The sequence below is a fragment of the Luteibacter sp. P4_D7_3 genome, from assembly GCF_056401735.1.
In genome coordinates this window covers 1-21,786 of the sequence record NZ_JBFUIT010000015.1, presented here as the reverse complement: position 1 = coordinate 21,786, position 21,786 = coordinate 1, and the positions used below count along the sequence as shown (strand labels likewise).

Annotated in this window: 18 protein-coding genes; 9 read left to right on the top strand and 9 right to left on the bottom strand. The window is 65.5% G+C overall.

Translation table 11 applies throughout. The features are described from left to right. Positions 1 to 44: 44 nt before the first annotated feature. Positions 45 to 503, bottom strand: a complete 459-nt coding sequence (locus tag AC1DSN_RS03215; RefSeq protein WP_063574324.1) for a DciA family protein — start codon at positions 501 to 503, stop codon at positions 45 to 47. 31 nt (positions 504 to 534) lie between these two features. Between AC1DSN_RS03215 and AC1DSN_RS03210 the strand changes: the two genes are divergently transcribed. Both AC1DSN_RS03210 and secA read left to right on the top strand, forming a co-directional pair. Then, positions 535 to 1,473, top strand: coding sequence for a M23 family metallopeptidase (locus tag AC1DSN_RS03210; RefSeq protein ID WP_213949656.1), 939 nt, complete (start codon positions 535 to 537; stop codon positions 1,471 to 1,473). 131 nt (positions 1,474 to 1,604) lie between these two features. Then, positions 1,605 to 4,319, top strand: coding sequence for a preprotein translocase subunit SecA (gene secA / locus AC1DSN_RS03205; RefSeq protein ID WP_477329557.1), 2,715 nt, complete (start codon positions 1,605 to 1,607; stop codon positions 4,317 to 4,319). Between the two features lie 547 nt (positions 4,320 to 4,866). Here secA and AC1DSN_RS03200 read toward each other — a convergent pair. The 7 genes from AC1DSN_RS03200 to AC1DSN_RS03170 form a co-directional block, all read right to left on the bottom strand. Further along, complete coding sequence (locus tag AC1DSN_RS03200; RefSeq protein WP_063574174.1) at positions 4,867 to 5,718, bottom strand: symmetrical bis(5'-nucleosyl)-tetraphosphatase; 852 nt, start codon at positions 5,716 to 5,718, stop codon at positions 4,867 to 4,869. A gap of 56 nt (positions 5,719 to 5,774) precedes the next feature. Continuing rightward, the gene (gene apaG / locus AC1DSN_RS03195; RefSeq protein ID WP_063574175.1) at positions 5,775 to 6,158 is read right to left on the bottom strand and encodes a Co2+/Mg2+ efflux protein ApaG; all 384 of its coding nucleotides are present in this window, start codon (positions 6,156 to 6,158) and stop codon (positions 5,775 to 5,777) included. Between the two features lie 53 nt (positions 6,159 to 6,211). Next, positions 6,212 to 6,991 carry a 16S rRNA (adenine(1518)-N(6)/adenine(1519)-N(6))-dimethyltransferase RsmA gene (gene rsmA / locus AC1DSN_RS03190; RefSeq protein ID WP_477293926.1) on the bottom strand — a complete coding sequence of 260 codons (780 nt, stop codon included), beginning with the start codon at positions 6,989 to 6,991 and terminating at the stop codon, positions 6,212 to 6,214. After that, positions 6,988 to 7,983 (bottom strand): 4-hydroxythreonine-4-phosphate dehydrogenase PdxA, encoded by a 996-nt coding sequence (gene pdxA, locus AC1DSN_RS03185; protein ID WP_477329555.1) that lies wholly within the window; start codon positions 7,981 to 7,983, stop codon positions 6,988 to 6,990. The genes rsmA and pdxA overlap by 4 nt, the downstream gene beginning before the upstream one ends. A 6-nt stretch (positions 7,984 to 7,989) precedes the next feature. Then, positions 7,990 to 9,366 (bottom strand): peptidylprolyl isomerase, encoded by a 1,377-nt coding sequence (locus AC1DSN_RS03180; RefSeq protein ID WP_477293922.1) that lies wholly within the window; start codon positions 9,364 to 9,366, stop codon positions 7,990 to 7,992. Between the two features lie 30 nt (positions 9,367 to 9,396). Beyond that, positions 9,397 to 11,916, bottom strand: a complete 2,520-nt coding sequence (locus tag AC1DSN_RS03175; RefSeq protein ID WP_477329553.1) for an LPS-assembly protein LptD — start codon at positions 11,914 to 11,916, stop codon at positions 9,397 to 9,399. Positions 11,917 to 12,060: 144 nt separating this feature from the next. Continuing rightward, positions 12,061 to 12,621: a cob(I)yrinic acid a,c-diamide adenosyltransferase gene (locus AC1DSN_RS03170; protein ID WP_213948532.1), complete on the bottom strand. Its 561-nt coding sequence runs from the start codon at positions 12,619 to 12,621 to the stop codon at positions 12,061 to 12,063. Positions 12,622 to 12,656: 35 nt separating this feature from the next. Here AC1DSN_RS03170 and ubiH point away from each other — a divergent pair, with 35 nt between their 5' ends. The 3 genes from ubiH (at position 12,657) to AC1DSN_RS03155 (ending at position 15,942) form a co-directional block, all read left to right on the top strand. Then, the gene (ubiH, locus tag AC1DSN_RS03165) at positions 12,657 to 13,865 is read left to right on the top strand and encodes a 2-octaprenyl-6-methoxyphenyl hydroxylase (RefSeq protein WP_477293917.1); all 1,209 of its coding nucleotides are present in this window, start codon (positions 12,657 to 12,659) and stop codon (positions 13,863 to 13,865) included. Next, complete coding sequence (locus AC1DSN_RS03160; protein WP_477329551.1) at positions 13,862 to 15,073, top strand: FAD-dependent oxidoreductase; 1,212 nt, start codon at positions 13,862 to 13,864, stop codon at positions 15,071 to 15,073. The genes ubiH and AC1DSN_RS03160 overlap by 4 nt, the downstream gene beginning before the upstream one ends. A gap of 74 nt (positions 15,074 to 15,147) precedes the next feature. Further along, a complete protein-coding gene (locus tag AC1DSN_RS03155) occupies positions 15,148 to 15,942 on the top strand; it encodes a dienelactone hydrolase family protein (RefSeq protein WP_477293913.1) in 795 nt (264 codons plus the stop codon). A gap of 13 nt (positions 15,943 to 15,955) precedes the next feature. On the opposite strand, the gene AC1DSN_RS03150 is transcribed toward AC1DSN_RS03155, so the two are convergent. Then, entirely contained in the window at positions 15,956 to 16,954 is a 999-nt protein-coding gene (locus tag AC1DSN_RS03150) for a polyprenyl synthetase family protein (RefSeq protein ID WP_477329549.1), read from the bottom strand. Between the two features lie 324 nt (positions 16,955 to 17,278). Between AC1DSN_RS03150 and AC1DSN_RS03145 the strand changes: the two genes are divergently transcribed. Genes AC1DSN_RS03145 through AC1DSN_RS03130 form a run of 4 tightly spaced genes read left to right on the top strand, consistent with a single transcriptional unit; the run spans position 17,279 to position 21,579 of the window. Next, positions 17,279 to 17,830 (top strand): fimbrial protein, encoded by a 552-nt coding sequence (locus AC1DSN_RS03145; protein WP_063573009.1) that lies wholly within the window; start codon positions 17,279 to 17,281, stop codon positions 17,828 to 17,830. A gap of 20 nt (positions 17,831 to 17,850) precedes the next feature. Further along, complete coding sequence (locus AC1DSN_RS03140) at positions 17,851 to 18,588, top strand: fimbrial biogenesis chaperone (protein ID WP_477293908.1); 738 nt, start codon at positions 17,851 to 17,853, stop codon at positions 18,586 to 18,588. Then, positions 18,581 to 21,061: a fimbria/pilus outer membrane usher protein gene (locus AC1DSN_RS03135; RefSeq protein WP_477329547.1), complete on the top strand. Its 2,481-nt coding sequence runs from the start codon at positions 18,581 to 18,583 to the stop codon at positions 21,059 to 21,061. Before AC1DSN_RS03140 ends, AC1DSN_RS03135 begins: the two co-directional genes overlap by 8 nt. Beyond that, positions 21,058 to 21,579: a fimbrial protein gene (locus AC1DSN_RS03130; RefSeq protein ID WP_477293904.1), complete on the top strand. Its 522-nt coding sequence runs from the start codon at positions 21,058 to 21,060 to the stop codon at positions 21,577 to 21,579. The genes AC1DSN_RS03135 and AC1DSN_RS03130 overlap by 4 nt, the downstream gene beginning before the upstream one ends. The last annotated feature ends 207 nt before the right edge of the window (positions 21,580 to 21,786 follow it).

Genomic DNA, 21,786 nt, shown 5'->3' with positions numbered 1-21,786 from the left:
CCGGTGCTGCTTACGGATCGAGCTTTTGGCTCGTAAGTATAGAATTAATCTGAATTTTCGGCCTCGGAGGCCAGTTTCAGGAACAGATCTCGCAACGTGGGGTCGGAGAGTGACGCTGCAGCGGCTCGCAGATGGCGGGCAGCTGACGCGGAAAGCGGTTTATGTCGGTCGGGAATGACTTCCTCGACCGGTAGGGGGGCCACTTTAACGGCAACCGAACTGGCTTTCGCGCCGATGGCGCGGGCGGCCTCGAGGATCTGCGTCTGGTAAAGGCGTACCCGCGAGGCCCAGGCCGAGGAGGGCGCAAGGAAGACGAGCCGACCGTCGCGCAGGTCCGCGAAGCGGACGTTGTCGCGCAGCGGTTGAGGCAGCGTCGCGCGCAGCTGGCGGTCCAACGTGTCGAGTTCGCGGGCCCGTTTGGCCAGCGACGCGACAGGCCCGAATTCCGAGATGGACTTCAGTCCATGGGTGGATCGACGGGTCGGTTGGTACGGCGGTGGCATGGACCGGCTTCAACTATTCGATGTGGAACGTATGCAGATCATACTCGTGTCTCGTGGCCAGAAAGGGCCGAAAACGCTGGATCTCACCTGCCGGCGCATGCGCTGCAAGGTGACGGCGATGGCCCTGGCTGGCTTTATCGGCATTGCCGGGGTTGGCGCCGCGGTGGCTCTGGTGGTCGCCAGTCCGAAAGATCGCGCGCTGGGTCATCTGGATGGCCTGCAAGCGCAGGTCGGCGACCAGAGCGCCCAGGTGGCCGCGATCAAGCGCGACGCCCAGCGCGATCTCGACGCCCTGGCGGTCAAGCTGGGCCAGCTCCAGGCCCAGTCGGTGCGCCTCAACGCGCTCGGCGAGCGCTTGACCCAGGCCGGCAAGCTGGATGACGGCGAGTTCAACTTCGACGAGGARCCCGGCCAGGGCGGCCTCGAGGTCAGCAATGGCCCCGATACCAGCGCCTATGCGCTTCCCGAAACGCTCGGAAAGAGCATCGACCACCTCTCCGGCCAGTTCGACGCCCAGCAGGCCCAGCTCGAAGCGCTGCGCGACCTGCTGATGGACCGCAGCATCGAATCCAGCCTTCGACCGACCGGCATGCCGGTCAATGGCTACATCTCTTCCTATTTTGGTGGCCGCCCCGATCCGTTCAGCGGGCATAGCGCGCGCCACACGGGCATCGACATCGCCGCGCCGACAGGTACGCCGGTGACGGCCGTGGCTGAGGGCATGGTCACTTTCGCGGGTCAGCGCAATGGCTATGGCGACGTCATCGAAATCGACCATGGCAACGGTTACATGACCCGATACGCCCATAACAGCGCGCTGGTCGTGCATCCGGGCCAACGTGTCCGGGTAGGCGACGTGATCGCCAAAGCCGGGTCCACCGGCCGTTCGACCGGTTCGCACGTCCATTTCGAGGTCTGGTACCACGATCGGGTCGTCAATCCGCTCGCCTTCGTGAAGAGTCATCGCTGACCGGGCTTGAATCCGGGCACGCCAGTCGCCACCCCGAGGAAAGCCGGGGACGCCCGTAGTATGATCGTCCCTTCGTGCCGGTCGGCTTAGCGCCTTCCGGCAGCCCTTTTCGTTTCAGATCCGGATGATCGATGTTCAATCGTGCACTGACGAGTATTTTCGGCAGCCGTAACGAGCGGGTGCTGCGTGACCTCTCCAAGACGGTCAAGCGCATCAACGCCCTCGAGCCGGAATTCGAAAAGCTTTCCGACGACGCGCTGCGGAGCAAGACCGACGACTTCCGTCAGCGTCTCGCTGCCGGCGAGACCCTAGACGCCCTGCTACCCGAAGCTTTCGCGGTCACCCGTGAGGCGGCAAAGCGCACGCTTGGCATGCGCCACTACGACGTGCAGCTCATTGGCGGCATGGTGCTGCACGGTGGGCGTATCGCCGAAATGCGCACGGGTGAGGGCAAGACGCTGGTCGGCACGTTGCCGGTTTATCTCAACGCCCTCGAAGGTAAAGGCGTCCACGTCGTTACCGTGAACGACTACCTGGCACGACGCGACTCCGCGCAGATGGGCCGCCTGTACAACTTCCTCGGCCTTACGGTCGGTGTCGTTTACCCGGGCATGGACCACGCCGACAAGCGCAGCGCGTACCAGGCAGACATCACTTACGGTACGAACAACGAGTTCGGCTTCGACTACCTTCGCGACAACATGGCGCTCAGCAAGGAACAGCGCAATCAGCGCGGCCTGCACTACGCCATCGTCGACGAGGTCGATTCGATCCTGATCGACGAAGCGCGTACGCCGCTGATCATCTCCGGTCCCGCCGAAGACTCCCCGCAGCTCTACATCGCCGTGAACAAGATCGTTCCGGGTCTTTCTCGCCAGGAGAAGGAAGACGCCGGTGGCGACTACTTCGTCGACGAAAAGGGCAAGCAGGTACACATGTCCGAAGAGGGCATGGAGCACGCCGAGCAGTTGCTGCGCGAAGCCGGCGTCATCGAGCCGGACAGCGGTCTCTACGATTCGAAGAACCTGGCTGTCGTTCACCACATGAACGCGGCATTGCGTGCAAACGCGATCTACCAGCGCGATGTCGACTACATCGTCCGCGATGGCGAAGTCATCATCGTCGACGAGTTTACCGGCCGTACGCTGGCAGGCCGTCGCTGGTCCGATGGCCTGCACCAGGCGGTCGAGGCGAAGGAAGGCGTGCCCATCCAGCGCGAGAACCAGACACTGGCGACGGTCACGTTCCAGAACCTGTTCCGCATGTACAAGAAGCTGGCCGGCATGACCGGTACGGCCGACACGGAAGCTTACGAGTTCCAGACCGTCTACGGCCTGGAAGTGGTAGTGATCCCGACGCACCAGCCGATGATTCGCGTGGACAACCCGGACTCCGTGTTCCTCGGTCCGGATGCCAAGTACAAGGCAGTCATCGACGACATCRAGGCCTGCTTCGGGCGCGGTCAGCCGGTGCTTGTCGGCACCGCGTCCATCGACGTGTCCGAACTCGTGTCGGGTCTGCTGAAGAAAGAAAAGATTCCGCACGAAGTGCTCAACGCCAAGCAGCATGAGCGCGAAGCGCACATCGTGGCCCAGGCGGGTGCGCCAGGCTCGGTCACCATCGCCACCAACATGGCCGGTCGCGGTACGGACATCGTGCTCGGTGGCAGCCTCGAGGCCCTGCTGGCCACATTGCCCGAAACGGCAACCGACGCCGATCGCCAGAAGACCCGCGAAGAGTGGAAGAAGCGCCACGATCAGGTGCTTGCTTCAGGCGGTCTGCATATCGTCGGCACGGAGCGTCACGAGTCGCGTCGTATCGACAACCAGCTGCGTGGTCGTTCGGGTCGCCAGGGCGATCCGGGTTCCTCGCGTTTCTACCTGTCGCTGCAGGACAACCTGATGCGCATCTTCGGCGGCGAGCGTATCGGCCGCTGGATGCAGATGTTCGGCATGAAGGAAGACGAGGCCCTCGAGGATCGCCTGATCACGCGCCAGATCGAAAAGGTGCAGCGCAAGGTCGAGCAGCACAACTTCGACATCCGCAAAAACCTCCTCGAATTCGACGATGTCGCCAACGACCAGCGCAAGGTGATCTACGCGCAGCGCGACGAACTTCTCGAAATCGACGACATCTCCGACATGATCGTCGACATCCGCCAGGATGTCGTGGTGGCACTCGTGCGCAAGTACGTGCCCGCCGACAGCATCGACGACCAGTGGGATATCGCCGGCCTCGACCGCGAGCTGGCCAGCGAGCTCAACCTTCGCATCGACCTGCCGCACTGGGTCGAAGGCCAGAAGGACGTCGACGCGGAAGCCATCCTCGAGCACGTGCGTGCCGCGGTGGATGCGCTGTTCTCGGAGAAGGAAGTCCAGGTCGGTGCCGAAACCATGCGCTCGCTCGAGAAGCACGTGATGCTCTCGGTCGTCGATAACGCCTGGAAGGAGCATCTGGCGAGCATGGACTACCTGCGCCAGGGCATTTACCTGCGCGGATATGCGCAGAAACAGCCGAAGCAGGAGTTCAAGCGCGAGTCGTTCGAACTGTTCTCCGAAATGCTCGATCGCATCAAGAGTGAAGTGGTCCAGATGCTCGCGCGCATCCGCATCCGCAGCGAAGACGAAGTCACCGCGATGGAAGCCGAGCAGCAGCGTGCCGCCGAAGGGCAGCGCCTGCAGTTCCAGCACGCCGATGCCCAGCCGATGGGTATCGGTGGTGACACCGCGGCGGCCGAACCGGTGATCGCACCTGTACTCAACGACGGCCCCAAAGTCGGACGTAACGATCCTTGCCCTTGTGGTTCGGGCAAGAAGTACAAGCACTGCCACGGTCAGCTGAGCTGATAACAAGAAACCCGCCGAAAGGCGGGTTTTTTTTAGGTTCTTCGCGGATTACCGGGATCCGGGTGTTCGGCGTTCGGGCGGGGCATGCTTTCGCACCTCGCACTCGCGCATGGCTCGCCTTCGGCCTCGCGGGTGGCTCGGCTTTGCCATCGCTCTCTACACTTGGGCGTCTCGCGGGGAGACCTTGGTGCCCACCCTCGCTGCTCAGACACGTCCTCCGCGTTCGCAAAGGAAAGGCCGCTCACGCGGCCCATGTATCTAACTGGCCTACGGCCGCTCCACTTGTGCGGAACTCGCCTCGAGGGTGGACACCAAGGTCTCCCACGACGCGACGGTCAGCTGGAAGGAGAGCCGTTGGGCGTGGGTGTTGCCACCGAAGGCTCTGTGCCGCTACGTCCGAGCACCGAAGGCTCTGCGCCTCACCCCCTCACGCAAGCGGCGGCGCGAGCCGCTAAAAACATGCGCTCGCGAAGCGAGTGAACCGAAACCTTGCTCGCTACCGCGGGATCGCCGATGAATCGGCTCCTACACAGAACGGTGCGTCTACCTAGTCGCCGCCGCCCTTGGGCTTCTGACGATAGGGCTCGGCCTCTACCGTGATGTACTCGGGCTCCGGTGTGTCCAGGCGAAGCGCTGTGAGTTGGCCGCCCCAGACGCAACCGGTGTCGATCGCGTAGATGCCCAGGCCGGCGAAACGGCCGAGCGCGGACCAGTGCCCGCACACGATCTTCGTTTCACGGCGACGCATGCCCGGCACCTCGAACCAGGGATACATGCCCGGCTTCTGCGTGCCGGGTGTGCCCTTGCCTTCGAAGTCGATGCGACCGCTGACATCGCAATAGCGCATGCGTGTCAGGGTATTGATCGTGGCGCGATGTCGCTCGACACCCTGCAGGCGGTTGTTCCAGCCTGGCGGCCGGTTGCCGAACAGGTTCTTGAGCAAGCGCTGGTGACGTGGGCCGCCAAGCTCGCGTTCGACTTCCAGTGCGGCACGCTGTGCCTGACGCAGTGTCCAGCTTGGCGCGAGGCCGGCGTGGATCATCGTCCAGCCCAGGGCCTCGTCGTGGTGCAGCAGCTTTTGCGTGCGCATCCACTCCATGAGGACCGGCGCATCGTCAGCAAACAAGACCTCGCGCAGTTCCGGATTGACCCGCTGCTGAGCGTCTTCGCGGCGCTGGCCGATGGCCAGCAACGAGAGGTCGTGATTGCCGAGCGTGATGATGCTCTGCTCGCGCAGCGAATGAATCAGGCGCAGGGTGGCGAGCGACTCGCCGCCACGGTTGACCAGGTCGCCGCAGAACCACAGGCGATCGTTCGCCGGGTCGAAGCGAATCTTTTCCAGCAAGCGCTGGAGTTCGGGGTAGCAGCCCTGGACGTCGCCGATTGCGTAAACGGCCATCAGTCCTGCTGCTCCATGGCGCCGTTAACGGCGTGCACGCTATCCATGAGTCGATCCTAGTGGAGCGTGCGCGGTATCGAAAGCACGAAAGTCGGAATCGGGGCATCGAACTGCGTGCCGTCGTCGGCAATCATGCTGTAGCTGCCTTCCATGGTGCCCACCGCCGTCTCGAGGACGGCACCGGAGGTGTACTCGAACGACTCACCGGGTCGCATCCACGGCTGCTCGCCGACCACGCCGTCACCGCGCACTTCCTCTACCTTGCCGTTCGCATCCTTGATGACCCAGTGGCGGGTCATCAGTTGCGCGCCCGTCTCGCCGGCGTTGCGCAGGGTGATGGTGTAGGCGAAGACGTAGCGATTGTCGGTGGGTTGCGACTGGTCGGGGACGAAGCGGGATTCGACCTCCACGTCGATCGTGTAGGGTGTTTTGGAATTCATGGTCCGATTGTCGGGGACGGGGACAGGGCGGGCAAGTATGCCCGCAAGGACCTTCACATCGCGTTGGCTAGCTTGACGAAGTCGCCGGGGGGCAGGGTTTCCGCGCGGGCACGCGGGTCGATGCCCAGATCCCGGATGGTCGCGTCGTCCACGAGACCCTTCAGCGTGTTGGAGAGGGTCTTGCGGCGCATGGCGAAGGCGGCCTTCACGACCTGGTAGATCTTCGCCGTGTCGCCCTGTGGGAGCTGCTCGGGCGGCAGTGGGACCAGCCGGACCACGGCCGAGTCCACCTTGGGCGGCGGCCGGAAGGCGCCCGGCGGCACCGTGAACAGGGGGGTGACCTTGCAGGCGAGCTGCAGCATGACACTCAACCGGCCATAAACCTTGCTGCCGGGATCGGCCGCCATGCGCTCGACGACTTCCTTCTGCAGCATGAAGTGCATGTCCTGGATCGCCGCGGCGTGCTCGACGCAGTGGAACAGGATCGGACTGGAAATGTAGTAAGGCAGGTTGCCTGCAATACGCAGGCGTTCGGCACCCAGTTCACGAGCGAGCGCCGTGAAGTCCACCTTGAGGACGTCCGAATGCACGATGCGCAGCTCGCCGATGGAGGCGGCGCGATCCTGCAGGCCGGGGATGAGGTCCGTGTCCAGCTCGATCGCCGTCATCCGCCTGGCGACGGCCAGCAGCGGCATCGTCATCGCCCCTTCCCCGGGGCCGATCTCGACGACGGTGTCACCGTCCTTCGGCGCGATGGAGGAAACGATGCGGTCGATGTAGCGCTTGTCGTGCAGGAAGTGCTGCCCGAAGCTTTTTTTGGGGCGTGCGTTCATACGGCGGCCCGATGGTTGGCGAAATCGATCGCAAGTCGCGCCGCGGCAAACAGGCTGGCCGGATCCGCGCGGCCGGTGCCGGCAAGGTCCAGTGCGGTGCCGTGATCGACGGACGTGCGGATGAAGGGCAGGCCGAGGGTCACGTTGACCGTGCTGTCGAACGCCTCGCTCTTGAGCACGGGCAGCGCCTGGTCGTGGTACATCGCCAGCACCGCGTCGTAGCGATGGCGCAGGACGGGTACGAAGGCGGTGTCGGCAGGCAGTGGCCCGAGGAGGTCCATGCCTTCGCCGCGCAGCCGCTCGAGCAGCGGGATGATGGTGTCGATCTCTTCCCGTCCCATGTGACCGTCCTCGCCCGCATGCGGGTTGAGGCCTAGCACGGCGATGCGTGGGCGAATGAAGCCATAGAGCGAGGTCAGCGAGCCGCCGACAATGCGCAGCGTGCGCTCCAGCAGCGCCGGTGTAATGGCGGATGGCACCGCCGACAGCGGTAGGTGCGTCGTCGCCAGGGTGACGCGCAGGTCCGGGCTCGCCAGCATCATCACGACATCGCTGGCCGCGCGCTCGGCGAAGAACTCGGTGTGTCCGCTAAAGCGGATGCCGGCTTCGTTGATGCTGGATTTCTGCACGGGGCCCGTGACGACGGCATCGAACTCGCCACTGAGGCAGCCGTCGGCTGCCACGGCCAGCATGTCGAGCACGTGCCGCGCATTGGCGGGGTCCGGCCGCCCCGGCGTTTCCTTCTCGCCCAGGGGCACATGGCGCACGCGCACGTGTCCGGCGGCCCTCGCCGCAAGGCGGGAGCCATCGTCGTCGCTGATGGTGAGGTCGATGCCGCAGATGGCGGCGGCCCGGCGAAGCAGATCGCGATCGGTGATCACGATGAGGTCGGCGGGAAGATCGCTCGCGGCGAGGCGGGCGACCAGCTCCGGACCTACCCCGGCAGGCTCACCGGCAGTAACGGCGAGCCGTGGCAGGGTGGTCGCGGTCATGACGGATTACTGGGCGGGCGTGGCCGAAGCCTGCTTGTCGTCCGGATCCTTGAGTTCCGGCACGAGGATGTTCACGTAGGCCGAGGAGCGCTGCTCACGGAGATAGCTTTCGTAAGCCGCGTCGGCTTTGCGATTGCCAATGGCCTGGCGAGCCTGGTCACGCTGCAGCTGGTCGGTCAGATCGCTCTGACGCGCGCCCAGGCGCTGGAGCACAATCCAGCCGGCTTCGGTCTGGATCGGGTGCGACACCTCGTTGTCCTTCAGCGTGGTGATCTGGCCGGCAATGGCCTGGCCCCAGGCATCCGCCGCGAACCAGCCCATGTCACCGCCGTTGTTCGCGGTGGTGTTGTCCTTGGAGTCGTCCTTCGCGATTTTGGCGAAGTCTTCCTTCTTGTCGACCACGCGGGTGTAGATGTCCTGCGCCTTCTTCTCCGCCTGCTCGGGCGTGACGATTTCCGACGGCTTGATCAGGATCTGACGGGCGTGGTACTCGGTGACGATCTGACGACCGGCCTGGCGGGTCTCGACCAGCTTCAGGATGTGAAAGCCGGTCGGGCCACGCAAGGCGGCGGTGTTGTCACCCGGCTTCAGGCCGGTGACTGCGTCGGCGAAGGCCGGCGGCACTTCATCGAGCCGGCGCCAGCCGAGGTCGCCGCCATCGAGGGCGTCGGGTGCGTCGGAGTAGCGAATGGCAGCGGCGTTGAAGTCCATGCCGCCCTTGATCGCCTTGAGCGTCTCCTCGGCCTTGGCCTGGGCGGCGGCGATATCGCTCGCGCTGCCGTTGGCCGGGGTGCTGATCTGGATGTGTGCCAGGTGGACTTCACCGCCCTTGTAGGTCGGGCTGGCGAGCATGTTGTTGACCTCGGTATCGGTCACGTTGACCTGGTCGCGAACGACGCTCTCGTGCAGCTTCTGCGCGGTGATCTGGTCGGACAGCTGCTGGCGGAAGCCGGCGTAGCTGTAGCCGTCCTGTTCGACCGCGGCTTTCAGCTGCTCCAGGCTCATCTTGTTCTGCTGGGCGACGTTCGCGGCCGCCTGGTCCACATCCTGGTCGGAGACCTTGATGTTCTGGTTGGATGCCTGCTGGACCTGGATCTTCATCAGGATGAGGCGATCGAGTACCTGCCGCGCCAGCACGTCGTGCGGCGGCAGCTGGGCAGGATTCGCGGCGTACTGCTTGACGATGGCATTGATCGCTTCGTCGAGCTCACTCTGCAGGATGATGTCGTCCTCAACGACCGCCACGATACGGTCGAGCGAACCGTTGCCGGAAGCGCTTCCGCCCTGTGCCGGCTGGGCCGAAGGCATCAGCTGGGCATGGGCGGTGGGAACGACCGACGCAAGACCGGCGGCGAGCAGGGAATACGCAAGAATCTGCTTCATCGAATAGGGAGCCTGGGGCACTTGCCCCTCTTATTGATAGCCAAGGATAGCACGCCGCAGATAGCTGCCTGTCTCCGGGTTGAAGGAGCCCAGGCCCTTGAATTCCATCTCGAACATGATCTCGTTTGCCGTCTGCCGGGTGTAGTCGCGTACGTAGTGGCGGCCGARTACGCGGAAGGCGACGCAGCAGCTGTCGTACTCGACGCCCACGGCAGCATCCAGGGTGCGGTGCGAGAACGTGAAGGTATTGAAGGGCGTGGTTCCGCCGGGCGCGTRGACAGGCAGGACGTCGCGGCGGGCGAAAACCCATCGCGCCAGTGCGCGCCAGCGCTCGGACACAGGAAAGACAACGGACGTGTCGAATTGTTCCATCACGTTGCGGCGATACCGGTACGAGAAGTTGATGATGCCGTCGCCCTTGATGCGGCGCTGGACCTGGACCGTGGCCAGATCGGTCTCATGGCCCTGGACGAATAGCTGCCCATCCGTATTCAGGTAGGGGCTCTGTTTGTTGTTCGGGTTCCACTGGTACGAACTGTTCATCCGCCAGTTGTCGTTGAACTGCATGCTCAACTGCGCGATGTAGTCGGAACCGGCGAAATTGGTCGGTGCCACGCCCGGCGACTGCACCTTCTGGTCGCTGAAGTAACGGATCTGGCCGACGCTGGCCGATAGCCGTTCCACACCGTGGTCATCGAGCAGGCGCGTCGTCAGGGCGGCAGTCAGGTTGTTCGCGTCCATCTGGCGATCGGCGCCGGAGAAGCGGTTGTTGCTGAACAGCTGCCAGAAGTCGAACGACATTTCGCTGGTGTCGAAGAGCGGCAGATTGTTCTGGTTGCGATACGGCACGTACAGGTAGTACAGGCGCGGCTCGAGGGTCTGCGTATAGCTGGTGCCGAACAGGTTCGTCTGCTTGTCGAAGATCAGGCCGGCGTCCACGTTGGCAATCGGCAGGGAGCGGGACGGGTCGCGCTGCGTGTAGTTGAACTGCCGGTAGTCGGTGTTGAGGCGATAGTCGGTGTAGCGGTACTCGAGGCGAGGACGGACGAACCACGATGCACCCTGGAAGTCGGCCGCGAGAAACGGCGCCAGATCAAGGCGGGTACCATCGACCTGGCCTGGGACGCCGGGAGAGACCGGCGCGGGATCTTCCTTGCGGAAGTTCACGATTTCGCTGTCAATGCCGCCGTCGAGCCAGCTCAGCACCGGCGCGTTGAAATTGAAGGTGCCGCGAGGCCAGCGCCGATACGGCGCCACGTAGTTCGGCAGGCCTGCGTCGACGTTCTGATAGTCATCCGCACCGAGGGTGGCTGACCAGTACTTGCCGCCCTTGCTCACGTACGCGCTGGACGACAGCAATGAGACGCCGGAGGTGTAGATATCGTTGCCGAAGTCACGGAAGTACTGGTTGTCCGACGCGCGATTGATGTTCGCGCCGAAGTTGAAGCCGTCGCCGAGGGCGGTGGAGTTGGCGATCTGCACCAGCCAGCGTTGCTTTGATCCGTCGCGGTCGCTCGTTCCGCTGACGTCCTGATCCTCGCCCTTGTCGTGGGCCATGTAATGCAGGTCGAAGCTGCCGTTGGACGTCGGCAGCTTGTAGCGGAACTCGCCACCGAGCATCAGCCCGCGATCCGTATAGAAACCCGGTTCGACCGTGGCGTCGTAGTTCGGCGCGAGGTTGAAGTAATACGGCAGCGTGAGGTAGACGCCCGAATAACTGTTCGAGCCGAAGGTCGGATAAAGGAAGCCGCTCTTGCGACGGTCGTCCAGCGGGAAGGAGAAGACGGGCGCATAGAGGATCGGCACGTTCTTGTACCGGAGCGTCGCGCTGCGCGCCAGGCCGACGCCGGTATCCTTGTTCAGGTTCAGCGTCTTCGCGCGGAATTCCCACTGGTGGTTACCGACATCGCAGGTGGAATACGTGGCCATGGAGAAGCGGCCATGCTGCGGGTCCATCACCTTGGCGTGGTCGGCCACGCCGTTGCCGCGCGTATCCAGCAGCTGGTAGGCGACGTGGTCGGCGTCGGCCTGGTTGGGCGTGGTCGTGCCGGTCATGCGCTCGGCGGAAACGAGCATGCCCGCCTCCTGGTACCGCACGTTGCCCTTGGCGTCGTAGGCGGTCGAGTCCGAGTTGTACGTCACGTCGTCGGCGCGCATGACCTGGTCGGCGCGCTCGAGGCGGACGCCGCCGGTCAGGTGATACACATCCGGCTCGGGACTCTCCACCTTGACGCCGCTGGTGCCGTCATCGAGACCCGAGTGCACGTCGGTCACGGCGGTCTCGCGCAGCGAGGTGTCCTTGGTGATTTCCGGCTCGTAGAAGGCCAGCATGGCATTCGGACGGCACAGGTTGTAGTTCAGCGGCCGGCTCGGACAGAAGAACGAGCCCAGTGTGCAGGTTGCCACGGGCGTCGCCTGGGTGGTCGTGCCCTGCGTCGGTGCGACCGTCGTGGGCGCCACCTGGGCCGCCTGGGCGGCACTCGAGACGATGAAGGCGACGGCTGTCGCCAGCAGGCGGCGTTTAGGCAGGATGCTGTTGCGTGACGTCACAGGCTCGGTCTTATTCGTTCGAAAGGCGGCCAACTTAGCAGAATCGCCAGCCACACCGCACGAAGGCAAGTCACCCATAGCTCCGGATCCCCAGGGAGCGCGTCGTCGATCGACACGCCTGCCGATCGAGCTTACACCGCCGGCTCAGCCTCGCGGGCGGCGCTCATGCTGCCAGATCACTTCGCCGTGGCCGCTACGGCGCGCAAGAACGCGTGCGATGACAAAGAGCAGGTCGGACAGGCGGTTCAGGTAACGCTGTGCCTCGGGGCGGACCTCCTCCACCCGGCCGAGGGCGACGACATCGCGCTCGGCGCGCCGGCATATGGTCCGCGCGAGGTGGCAGGATGCCGCCGCCATGCCGCCCCCGGGCAGGATGAAATCCTTCAGGGCGGGCAGGTCCGCATTGAAGGCGTCGAGCACCGTCTCGAGGCGGTCGATGTCCTGCGCCTGGACCATGGCCATGCCGGGGATGCACAACTCGCCGCCAAGATCGAACAGCTCGTGCTGGATCTGCGCCAGCGCGTCGCGGATGTCGTCGTCCGCCTCTTGCGCGGCCATGGTCATGCCGATGGCGCTGTTGAGCTCGTCCACGGTGCCGTAGGCGGTGACCCGCAGGGAGTCCTTGCCGGTCCGGCTGCCATCGCCAAGGCCGGTCGTGCCATCGTCGCCGGTGCGTGTGTAGATTTTCGAAAGTCGATTTCCCATCGGGGCATTCTATCGGTGCGGGTTATCATCCGCCCATGACCTCTACCCAACCCATCGTTATCGTTGGCGGCGGCCTGGTCGGCGCCAGCCTCGCCATCGCCCTGGACCATGCAGGATTGCCGGCCATCCTCGTCGAAGCCGCCGCGCCGCGTGTCGACGACCAGCCCAGCTATGACGAGCGCAACCTGGCCCTGGCCCGCGCGACCGTGAATGGCCTGGCGGCGATCGGCGTGTGGGAGTTCGCGGAGGCCAACGCCACGCCGATCAACCACATTCATACGAGCCGCGCCGGCGATTTCGGGAGCGTGCGCATGGATGCTGCGGCGGAGGGCGTGGATGCCCTGGGCTGGACCCTGCCTGCGCGCGAACTGGGCGCCGCGTTGCTGCGCCGCCTCGATCGCTGTCCCCTCCTCACGCGTCTGGCGCCGGCTCGGGTCGAGCGCATCGAAGCCGTGGATGGCGGCTGGTCGGTGACGGTGTCGTCCAACGGCGATACCCGGCTTATCTCCACCCCGCTCCTGGTCGGCGCCGACGGGACCCAGTCGGGGATACGAAGCCAGCTGGGTATCGGCACACGGGAACACGACTATGAGCAGGCACTCTTCGTCAGCACGATGACCCCCGAGCGTGACCCCCGCGGCCGCGCCTTCGAGCGCTTTACGGACGAGGGTCCAGTAGCCGTGCTGCCTCTGGCCGATCGGCGTGTCGGCGTCGTACTGACCGTCGCCGCCGCTGAGGCCGACACCGTGGCGGCCATGGACGATGTGACCTTCGCCGCCTTCGCCCAGGAGCGTTTCGGCTGGCGGCTCGGCCGCTTGTCTCGCCCGGGGAAGCGTTCGCCCTATCCGATTCGACGCGTGGCAGCAGACAGTCTTATCGCCCCTCGCGCCGTCCTGGTGGGCAATGCCGCGCAGACCGTCCACCCCATTGGTGCGCAAGGCTTCAATCTCGGCCTGCGCGACGCCCTGACCCTGGCCGAACTCGTGGCCGTGGCGGCCGATCCCGGCGCCCCGGCCCTCCTGGCGGAGTACGCCACGCGGCGCGCGGCCGACCGCGAAGGGACCATGGCCATGAGCCACGGCCTGGTCCGTCTGGCCTGCCTCAAACAGCCTTTGCTGGGGCCCCTGCGCTCGCTGGCGATGCTCGCTCTCGATCGCGTGCCGCCCTTGCGACACGCCTTGAGTCGGCGTGGCATGGGTTTTCGGCTGCACGCGCCCCTGGCGGTACGGGAGAAAACCCCGTGAACGACCTCCGGCAGAACGACCCCTCCCGCCGTCGCGGTAGCTTGCTCGACGTGGCGGTGGTGGGCGGAGGCATGGTCGGTGCCGCCGCCGCGCTGGCGCTGGCACGTGCCGGCTTCTCCGTCGCCCTGATCGATGCCCGCGAGCCGGCCGCCTGGGCGGCGGCGGATGAAGTCGACCTCCGCGTGGTCGGCCTGGCGCCCTCCTCGGTGGCGCTGCTCGATCGGCTCGGCGCGTGGTCGCGCATTCGCGACGCGCGTGCGTCGGCGTACGAGCGCATGCATGTCTGGGACGCGGAGAATGGCGCCGCTATCCAGTTCGAGGCCGCGGACGAAGGACKCGACGTGCTCGGGTACATCGTCGAGAACAACCTCGTCCAGGCCACTCTCTGGCACGCACTGGATGACGCCGGCGTGCGCCGTATCGTCCCGGCCGAAGTGGTCGCCTATGCCATGCGTGAGGATCGGGCACAGCTCGATCTGGCCGACGGCCAGGTCGTCGCCGCGCGACTCGTCGTGGCCGCCGACGGCGCCGAATCTCCCTTGCGCGCGATGGTCGGCATTGGCACGCAGGGCCGCGACTACGCGCAGCGTGCCGTCGTCGCCCATGTCGAAACGACACAGTCGCATCAGCGCACGGCCTGGCAGCGATTCCTTCCCAGCGGGCCACTGGCTTTCCTGCCGCTCGCCGACGGACGCAGTTCGATCGTCTGGTCGCTGCCCGACGCCGAGGCGCATCGCGTCCTGGCGCTCGACGACGAGGCGTTCCGGCAGGCGCTGGGCGTCGCCAGCGACTTCCGGCTCGGTCCGATCCGCGCCGTCTCCCGGCGTGCCGCGTTTCCCCTTCGCTTGAAGCTGGCCGAACGGTACGAAGTCGGGCGCGTCGTCCTCCTCGGCGACGCCGCGCATGCGGTGCATCCTCTCGCCGGCCAGGGCGTCAACCTGGGCTTGCGCGATGTCGCCGAATTGCGTGACACCCTGGTCGAAGCGCGTGAGGCGGGCAGGGACTTTGCTGCGACGCACGTGCTCCGGCGCTATGCGCGCCGGCGTCGGAGCGCCGATAGCCTCGATGCCTGGTCGTTCGATGCCTTGGCCCGGATTTATGCCTGGCAGGCGTCGCCGCTGGTCACCGCTCGTGGCCTGGGTGTACGGCTGCTCGACCGCATCGGGCCACTCAAGAGCCGGCTGGCGCGGCACGCAGCGGGCCTCTGAAGACGCGAAGCGGTAGCTACCCAGGCGATGCGGCCAGGCCTATGCTTGCCGCATTCAACCAGGGAGTCATGCCGATGCGCCGTTCGTTGCTTGTCCTGTCGTTGCTCGTCCTCGGTCACGTCGGTGCGGCATCTGCCGCGATGGTCGCCAAGCCGGTGCAATGGACGGATGCGGGCGTCACCTATAAGAGCTTCCTGGTTTACGACGACGCCGTGACCACGAAGCGTCCGGGCCTCGTCATGGTGCCCAACTGGTATGGCATCAACGACATGGCACTGGCCAAGGCCAAGGACATCGCCGGCAAGGACTACGTCATCCTTCTGACCGACATGTACGGCGCCGGGACGCGGCCAACGTCGGAAGCCGAGGCTGGTGCGGCGGTGAAGCCCCTCTATGCGGATCGCAAGATCATGCGCGAGCGCGTGTCGCGAGCTTTCGCCGAACTCAAGGCGCAGGAGAAAGGTGCGCCGATCGATCCCACGCGCCTGGCAGCCATCGGTTTCTGCTTTGGCGGCTCCGCCGTGCTCGACCTCGCGCGCGCGGGTGCCGATGTCGCTGCCGTGGTCAGCTTCCATGGGTTGCTGGCCACCGATGACCCGAAACTCGCTTCGAACATCCACGGCAAGGTGCTGGCGTTGAACGGTGCCGACGACACCAACGTGCCCCCCGAGCAGCGCGCGGCCTTCGAGGCGGAAATGCGCGACGCGAAAGTGGATTGGGCATCGACCGATTTCGGCGGTGCGGTGCATTGCTTCACGGAAAAAGAAGCTACGACGACGACGGGCAATTGCCGTTACGACGCGAAGGTAGCGAACCGCGCTTACGCCGCCATGCGTGCATGGCTGACGGAAGCATTCGCTAAGAAGTGATCGACGCGATCGGTCAGAAGCGCYGCTCGACCGAGTAATCGGCCAGGGCGGCGAGGGCGTCGCGGAAAGGCGATTCGGCGATCTCATCCAACGCCGACCGTGCGGCGTTGGCATGGGAAACCGCGCGATCGTGGGTGCGCTCCAGCGCACCCGAATCGCGGATCGCGGCGACGATGCGGTCCAGCGAATCGAGGCCGCCATGCTCGATGGCGTGGCGCAGGGACTTCAGTTGCTCCGGGTCGGCTGACTGCATCGCATAGATGAGCGGGAGGGTCGGCTTGCCTTCGGCGAGATCGTCGCCGATGTTCTTGCCAAGGGTCTCCGCATCCGAAACGTAGTCGAGCAGGTCGTCGGCGATCTGGAAGGCATAGCCAAGCTCCATGCCGTAGCGACGGAGCGCGGCGATCTGATTTTCTGGCAAGCCACCGAGCACGCCGCCGAGTTCGGTGGCGGCGGCGAAAAGGACCGCGGTCTTTCTCTCGATCACCGCCAGGTAGGCCGCTTCGTCCACGTCGGCATTGCCGATGTTGAGCAACTGCAGCACCTCGCCTTCGGCAATGGTGTTCGTGGTATCGGCGAGAATCCGCATGATGCGCATGTCGTCCAGCTCTACCATCAGCTGGAACGAACGCGAATAGAGGAAATCGCCCACCAGCACGCTGGCCGCATTGCCCCATAGTGCGTTCGCGGTCTTGCGGCCGCGCCGCATGTCCGACTCGTCGACCACGTCGTCGTGGAGCAGGGTGGACGTATGGATGAACTCGATGATCGCGGCCAGCTTCGCGTGTTCCTGCCCACCGTAGCCTGCGGCCCGAGCGGCGAGCACATGCAGCATCGGACGCAGCCGTTTGCCGCCTCCGGCGATGATGTGGTCCGCGATGGCATTGATCAGGACGACGTCGGAAGACAGTCGGTGCCGGATCAGCGCGTCGACCTCCTTCATGTCGTCGGCTGCCAGGGCGCGAACGCCGGCAAAGTCGAGGGAGGTGGTGCGATCGGCGATGGAATCCATGGACCAGGTTCGTGTGCGACAAATCGGCCCCCAGTATAGGGTCTGCATAGGTGGATTGGCCGTCTACGCCCGTGCGATCCGCAAAATCGGGGTCCTGTACCGGCCTCCCGCGCCACGGCCGGGACTTTCTTGCGGTCTGAGACGGCCCCGGAGCGGCGTGCCACGCTGGCCGCGGCCCTCCGCGCCACCGCTGCGCTCACACGGGTGTGGCCGTCCACGCGCTTGCAAGCGAGCGGTGCGATGGCGTGCGTTTCAGCCCGCGCGTATCGATGGCGCCCGGTCATGCGCGGACACTGACCTTCCTCCACCGAGAAGGTTGCTGCCATGAACGTGTTCGTTACCTCGTCACTCGTCCTCGCCCTCGTCGCCATCCCCGTTTCGCCCGTGCTCGCCGCCAACGACGGGACCATTGAAATTACCGGTCGGATCACCGCCACGACGTGCCTGGTGGAAGGCAAGCCGCCCGGCTCGGGAGCTGCCACGAAGACGGTCGATTTTGGCGACATCAGTGCCGCCAACCTCGCCGTCGAGGGCCAGACGTCCGGCGATCGCGGTTTCCAGATCCAGATCGGCGGCAACGCGGAATGCCTCGATGGCGACCTCGCGAAGATCCGCTTCGATCCGGCCAGCCCCGCGCTCGACCGTGCCACCGGTCGCCTCAACATCGACGCCGGTTCCGAGGCCGCGAAAAACGTGCAGATCCAGATTGCCAACCAGGATGGCACGCCGATCAACATGTACACGGAAGATTCCCAGGGCGTGACGATCGCTGGTAACAGCGCGGTGATTCCACTGATCGCGCGTTATTACAGTACGGGCAAGGCAGAGAAAGGCACGGCTAACTCGCGCGTCGGCTTTCAGGTCGTCTACCAGTGAGGGTTCGCGCCCGGGCGATCATGCTTCTTGCCCTGGCGGCCGCCTGCGCAGCCATCGACGTTAATGCCGGCGTCGTCATCGGCGGCACGCGCGTGGTATTCCCGGGTGCGAGTCGTGACATCGCTGTTCGCGTCGAGAACAAGGGAGAGGAACCGGCTCTCATCCAGGCGTGGATCGACGATGGTGACGCGCGATCCACGCCGGAGACCGCGCATGCGCCGTTCGCCATCACGCCACCGGTCTTCCGCATCGATCCCGGTCGCGGGCACGCGCTTCGCATCGTCCACGTGGGTGGCCATCCACCGTCGGACCGGGAGGCCTTGTATTGGCTCAACGTCCTGGAGATCCCTCCGAGTCCGGAGGCCGGGAAGGCGGTGAACACGCTGCAGTTTGCGTTCCGGCACAGGCTCAAACTCTTGCATCGGCCGTCAGGTCTCGCTGTCGAGCCTGCCGGTGCTCCGGGGCTCCTGACGTGGTCGATCGAGCGCGAGGGCGGACTTGCCCTGCTTCGCGTCCGCAATCCCTCGCCCTATGTGGTGTCCTTCAACGAGGTCGCCATCGTGGCGAACGGCGCACCGGGCGAGACGATGCCGCTGGGCGGCGGAATGGTCGTCGCGACCGGCCAGACCACGTGGCCGTTGCCGAACGGCAAGGTCGCCCCAGTGGGGGCCGTCGTGAAGTTCGCCTCCATCAACGACTACGGCGCAACCGTCCCGGGCACGGCAAACGTCGCGGCTGCCACCGTGGCTGATGACTGAAGCGGGTGTGTTCCGTCTGGCAGCGCCTCATCGCTGGCCGCCTTGTGCATGGCTGGTTGCGGCCACGTTGATCGTCGGCGTGGCGCGCGCCGGCACTGAGGATGTCCCACCGCCGGTCGGCAAGGTCGTCGAATTCAATTCCGCATTTCTTCCAGGTGACCACGCGATGAAGATTGATCTTTCCCGCTACTCCCGAGGTAATCCGGTCATGCCCGGTACCTATGACGCCGACATCTGGTTGAACGGCGAATGGCAGATGCGTCGCGGTGTGCGTTTCGCCACCGAGGACCTCGGTTCCGACGCCGTACCCTGCCTGTCGCCCATGACGCTCGCGTCGCTGGGCGTCGTGCACTCGGAAGGCGTTGCCACCGGCGATGAAGTCTGCCGTCCGCTTTCCGACGATGTCCCCGGTGCAACGACGCGGTTCGACGTGAGCGAGCAGCGGCTGGATATCGAAGTGCCGCAGGCACGGCTGAAACGCAAAAGGTCCGGGCTCGTGCCGCCGGCGCAACGTGACGCCGGCATGGCCTCCGGGCAGCTTGGCTGGCGCGTGAACCTGCATCGCAGCACCGTGGCGAGGCAGTCTCGAACGGCCCGCTTCCTCGCTCACGAGTCGGGCATCAACGCGGGACACTGGCGCGTGCGCGGTGCGGGATCGTGGAGCGCGTCACGCTACAAGCGGCGTCATCTGTACGTCGAGCGACAGATCGAGGCGTGGCGATCGCAGTGGCGCGTCGGCGAGCTCCTGATAGCCGACGGTAGCTTCGCGCCTGTACGCATGCGCGGCATGGCACTGGCGAACGATGCACGCATGAACGACGACACGAGACTCGGCTATAAACCGACGGTGCGCGGGCTCGCGCGAACGCATGCCCTCGTGCGCGTGACGCAGGGTGGCGTTCTGCTGCGAGAGCTTTCAGTGCCACCGGGCCCGTTCGTCATCGACGATCTTCAGGGACTCGGTCGTGGCGGTCACCTGGATGTCACCATCGACGAGGAAGACGGCGGCCACTCATCGTTTCGCGTGCCGTTCTTCGCTATGCCTGAACTGCTTGGTGAAGGTCACGCCGTGATCGCGATGAATGCCGGGCATGCGTTGACGACACACGATCATGGCGTCGAGCTGATACAGGCGACATGGCGACAGGGCCTCGCGCGGGACACTACCTTGTATGCCGGCTGGCGCCGTTGGGGAAGCAGTGATTCGGCCCTGCTGGGAGGAGCCATCGACACGTTGGTCGGTGCCTTCGCTATCGACTTCATGGGGTCCCGCATCGCGGCTAGTGCATCCGCTTCACGGCCGGGTCGCGCCAGGGCATGGCGGGTCCGGCACGGCCGGCGTTGGCACGATGGGACAAGCATGTGGGTCAGCCTCGTACGCGAGCGCGGGCGTGCACTGCCGGACTTGGCTAGTCGTCGGCCGCCGGCGAAGGAAGAGGGGAGGGGTAGCGAGCGAATGGACGTCGTGCTGCAACGCGAATTGGATTCGGACCGTGGTGTCCTCACGGCAACTGGCAGCCTGCATCGGATCAAACGGCACATCGGCTCACGAAGGCCAGGAACGTTGCGGTCCTACGCTCTCGCATGGACGCGCGGATGGCGTCGGGCCACGCTGGATATTTCTTTCCATCGCGCCGCTGACGATGCGACGGCACGTCTTGGCGTCTCGATCCCGCTGGGGGCCGCCACATCGGCGCCGTCACTCACCCTCGCCGGTCATGGCGGAGGCCGCGATGTGCATCACATGCAGGTTGGCGTGGCAGGCACCGCGGGAACGGAAGGCGACGTGGGATACGGCGCCATCCTGGGGCAGGGAAGCCAGCGTGATCGCCGGCTCGGCCTTTCCGCGTCGCATCTGTCCGGTGCGGGCGAGTCGAGCGTCGCCATCGATCGGAGCCGTGGCGCGCACGCCGAGTCGTTCTCGACATCAGGGGCACTCGTATTCCACCGCCGCGGTATCACGCGGGCGCAACGACTGGGCGACGCGATGGCCCTGGTGCATGCACCCGGCGCGGCGGGTGCGCGATTGCCGTCCGCCAGCGGGGTTCGGCTCGACCGGCGTGGCTACGGGGTGGTGCCTTACCTTGCGCCCTTCCGGTGGAACCCGGTCGAGATCGATCCGGCCGGCCTGTCGCTGGACGTCAGCCTGTCTTCGACGCGCCGAAGCAYCGCGCCCACGGCAGGGGCGCTCGTGCTGGTCCCGTTCGACACGGACGTCGGTCGCACGTCGTTGCTGGTTGCGCGGCTGACGGACGGCTCGCCACCCGCTTTCGGTGCCGACGTGCTGGACGGGCAGGGGCGCTCCGTCGGGGTGGTCGGGCAGGCGGGGCACATCTTTGTCCGCAACGTCGTGGCAGGCGCACCGCTGACGATCCGTTGGGGCCAACGCGCGGAGGATCGCTGCGTCGTGCGGACAACGACCGATGGCGAAGCTGCACGCGGCCTCGTACGCCTGACGGGGGTGTGCCAATGAACCGCCGACATATCGCACCGGTAGCGGCGGCTTTCCTCGCTATCTCTCTTGCCTCACCTTCCGGCAACGCCGGGGAGGGGCGCAGCGACACCCTGGTGTTCGATGTCACCGGCACGATCACGCCATCGTGCGCACTGGTCGCAAACCGGATTCGCGTCGATTTGGGAAACGTTGCCGTCTCCGAGCTTCCCTCGGTGGGGGACGGGAGTCGGTGGGCAGGCGCAGCCTTCATTGGCGCGGATTGCGTCGGCGCCACCCGTGCCCTTGTGACCGTGCACGCGACGGCCGCGCCTTCGGATCCTCGCTATCTGGCTACGACAGGGGACGCTCGAGGTGTCGCTATCGAGTTGCGTACGGGCTCCGGCCACCCAGTCCTGCCCGATGGGACCACCCCCGTGCGCTTCGATCTCGCGGGCACGGCGCCCGAGCTCCGCTTTGAGGCCCGCTATGTCCGGGTCGGCCCACTCGGCCCCGGCGATGCCCTGGGAGCGGCGCTCGTGCAGATCACATGGGAATGAGACTGGCGTCCTGACGTGGCGGGACTCCCGCCCACATCGAAAGGTTTGCGGTGAGGGCAGCCATCGCCCAAACTACCCGGTCCGACCCCGTCGGCCCGCACATTGCGCAGGCTGGCTATGATGGGCGGGAACGCCCGCCCGGTCCGGGCCGGCGTCCGAAGACACGTATACGAGGGAAATCCATGGCACGCGGTATCAACAAGGTCA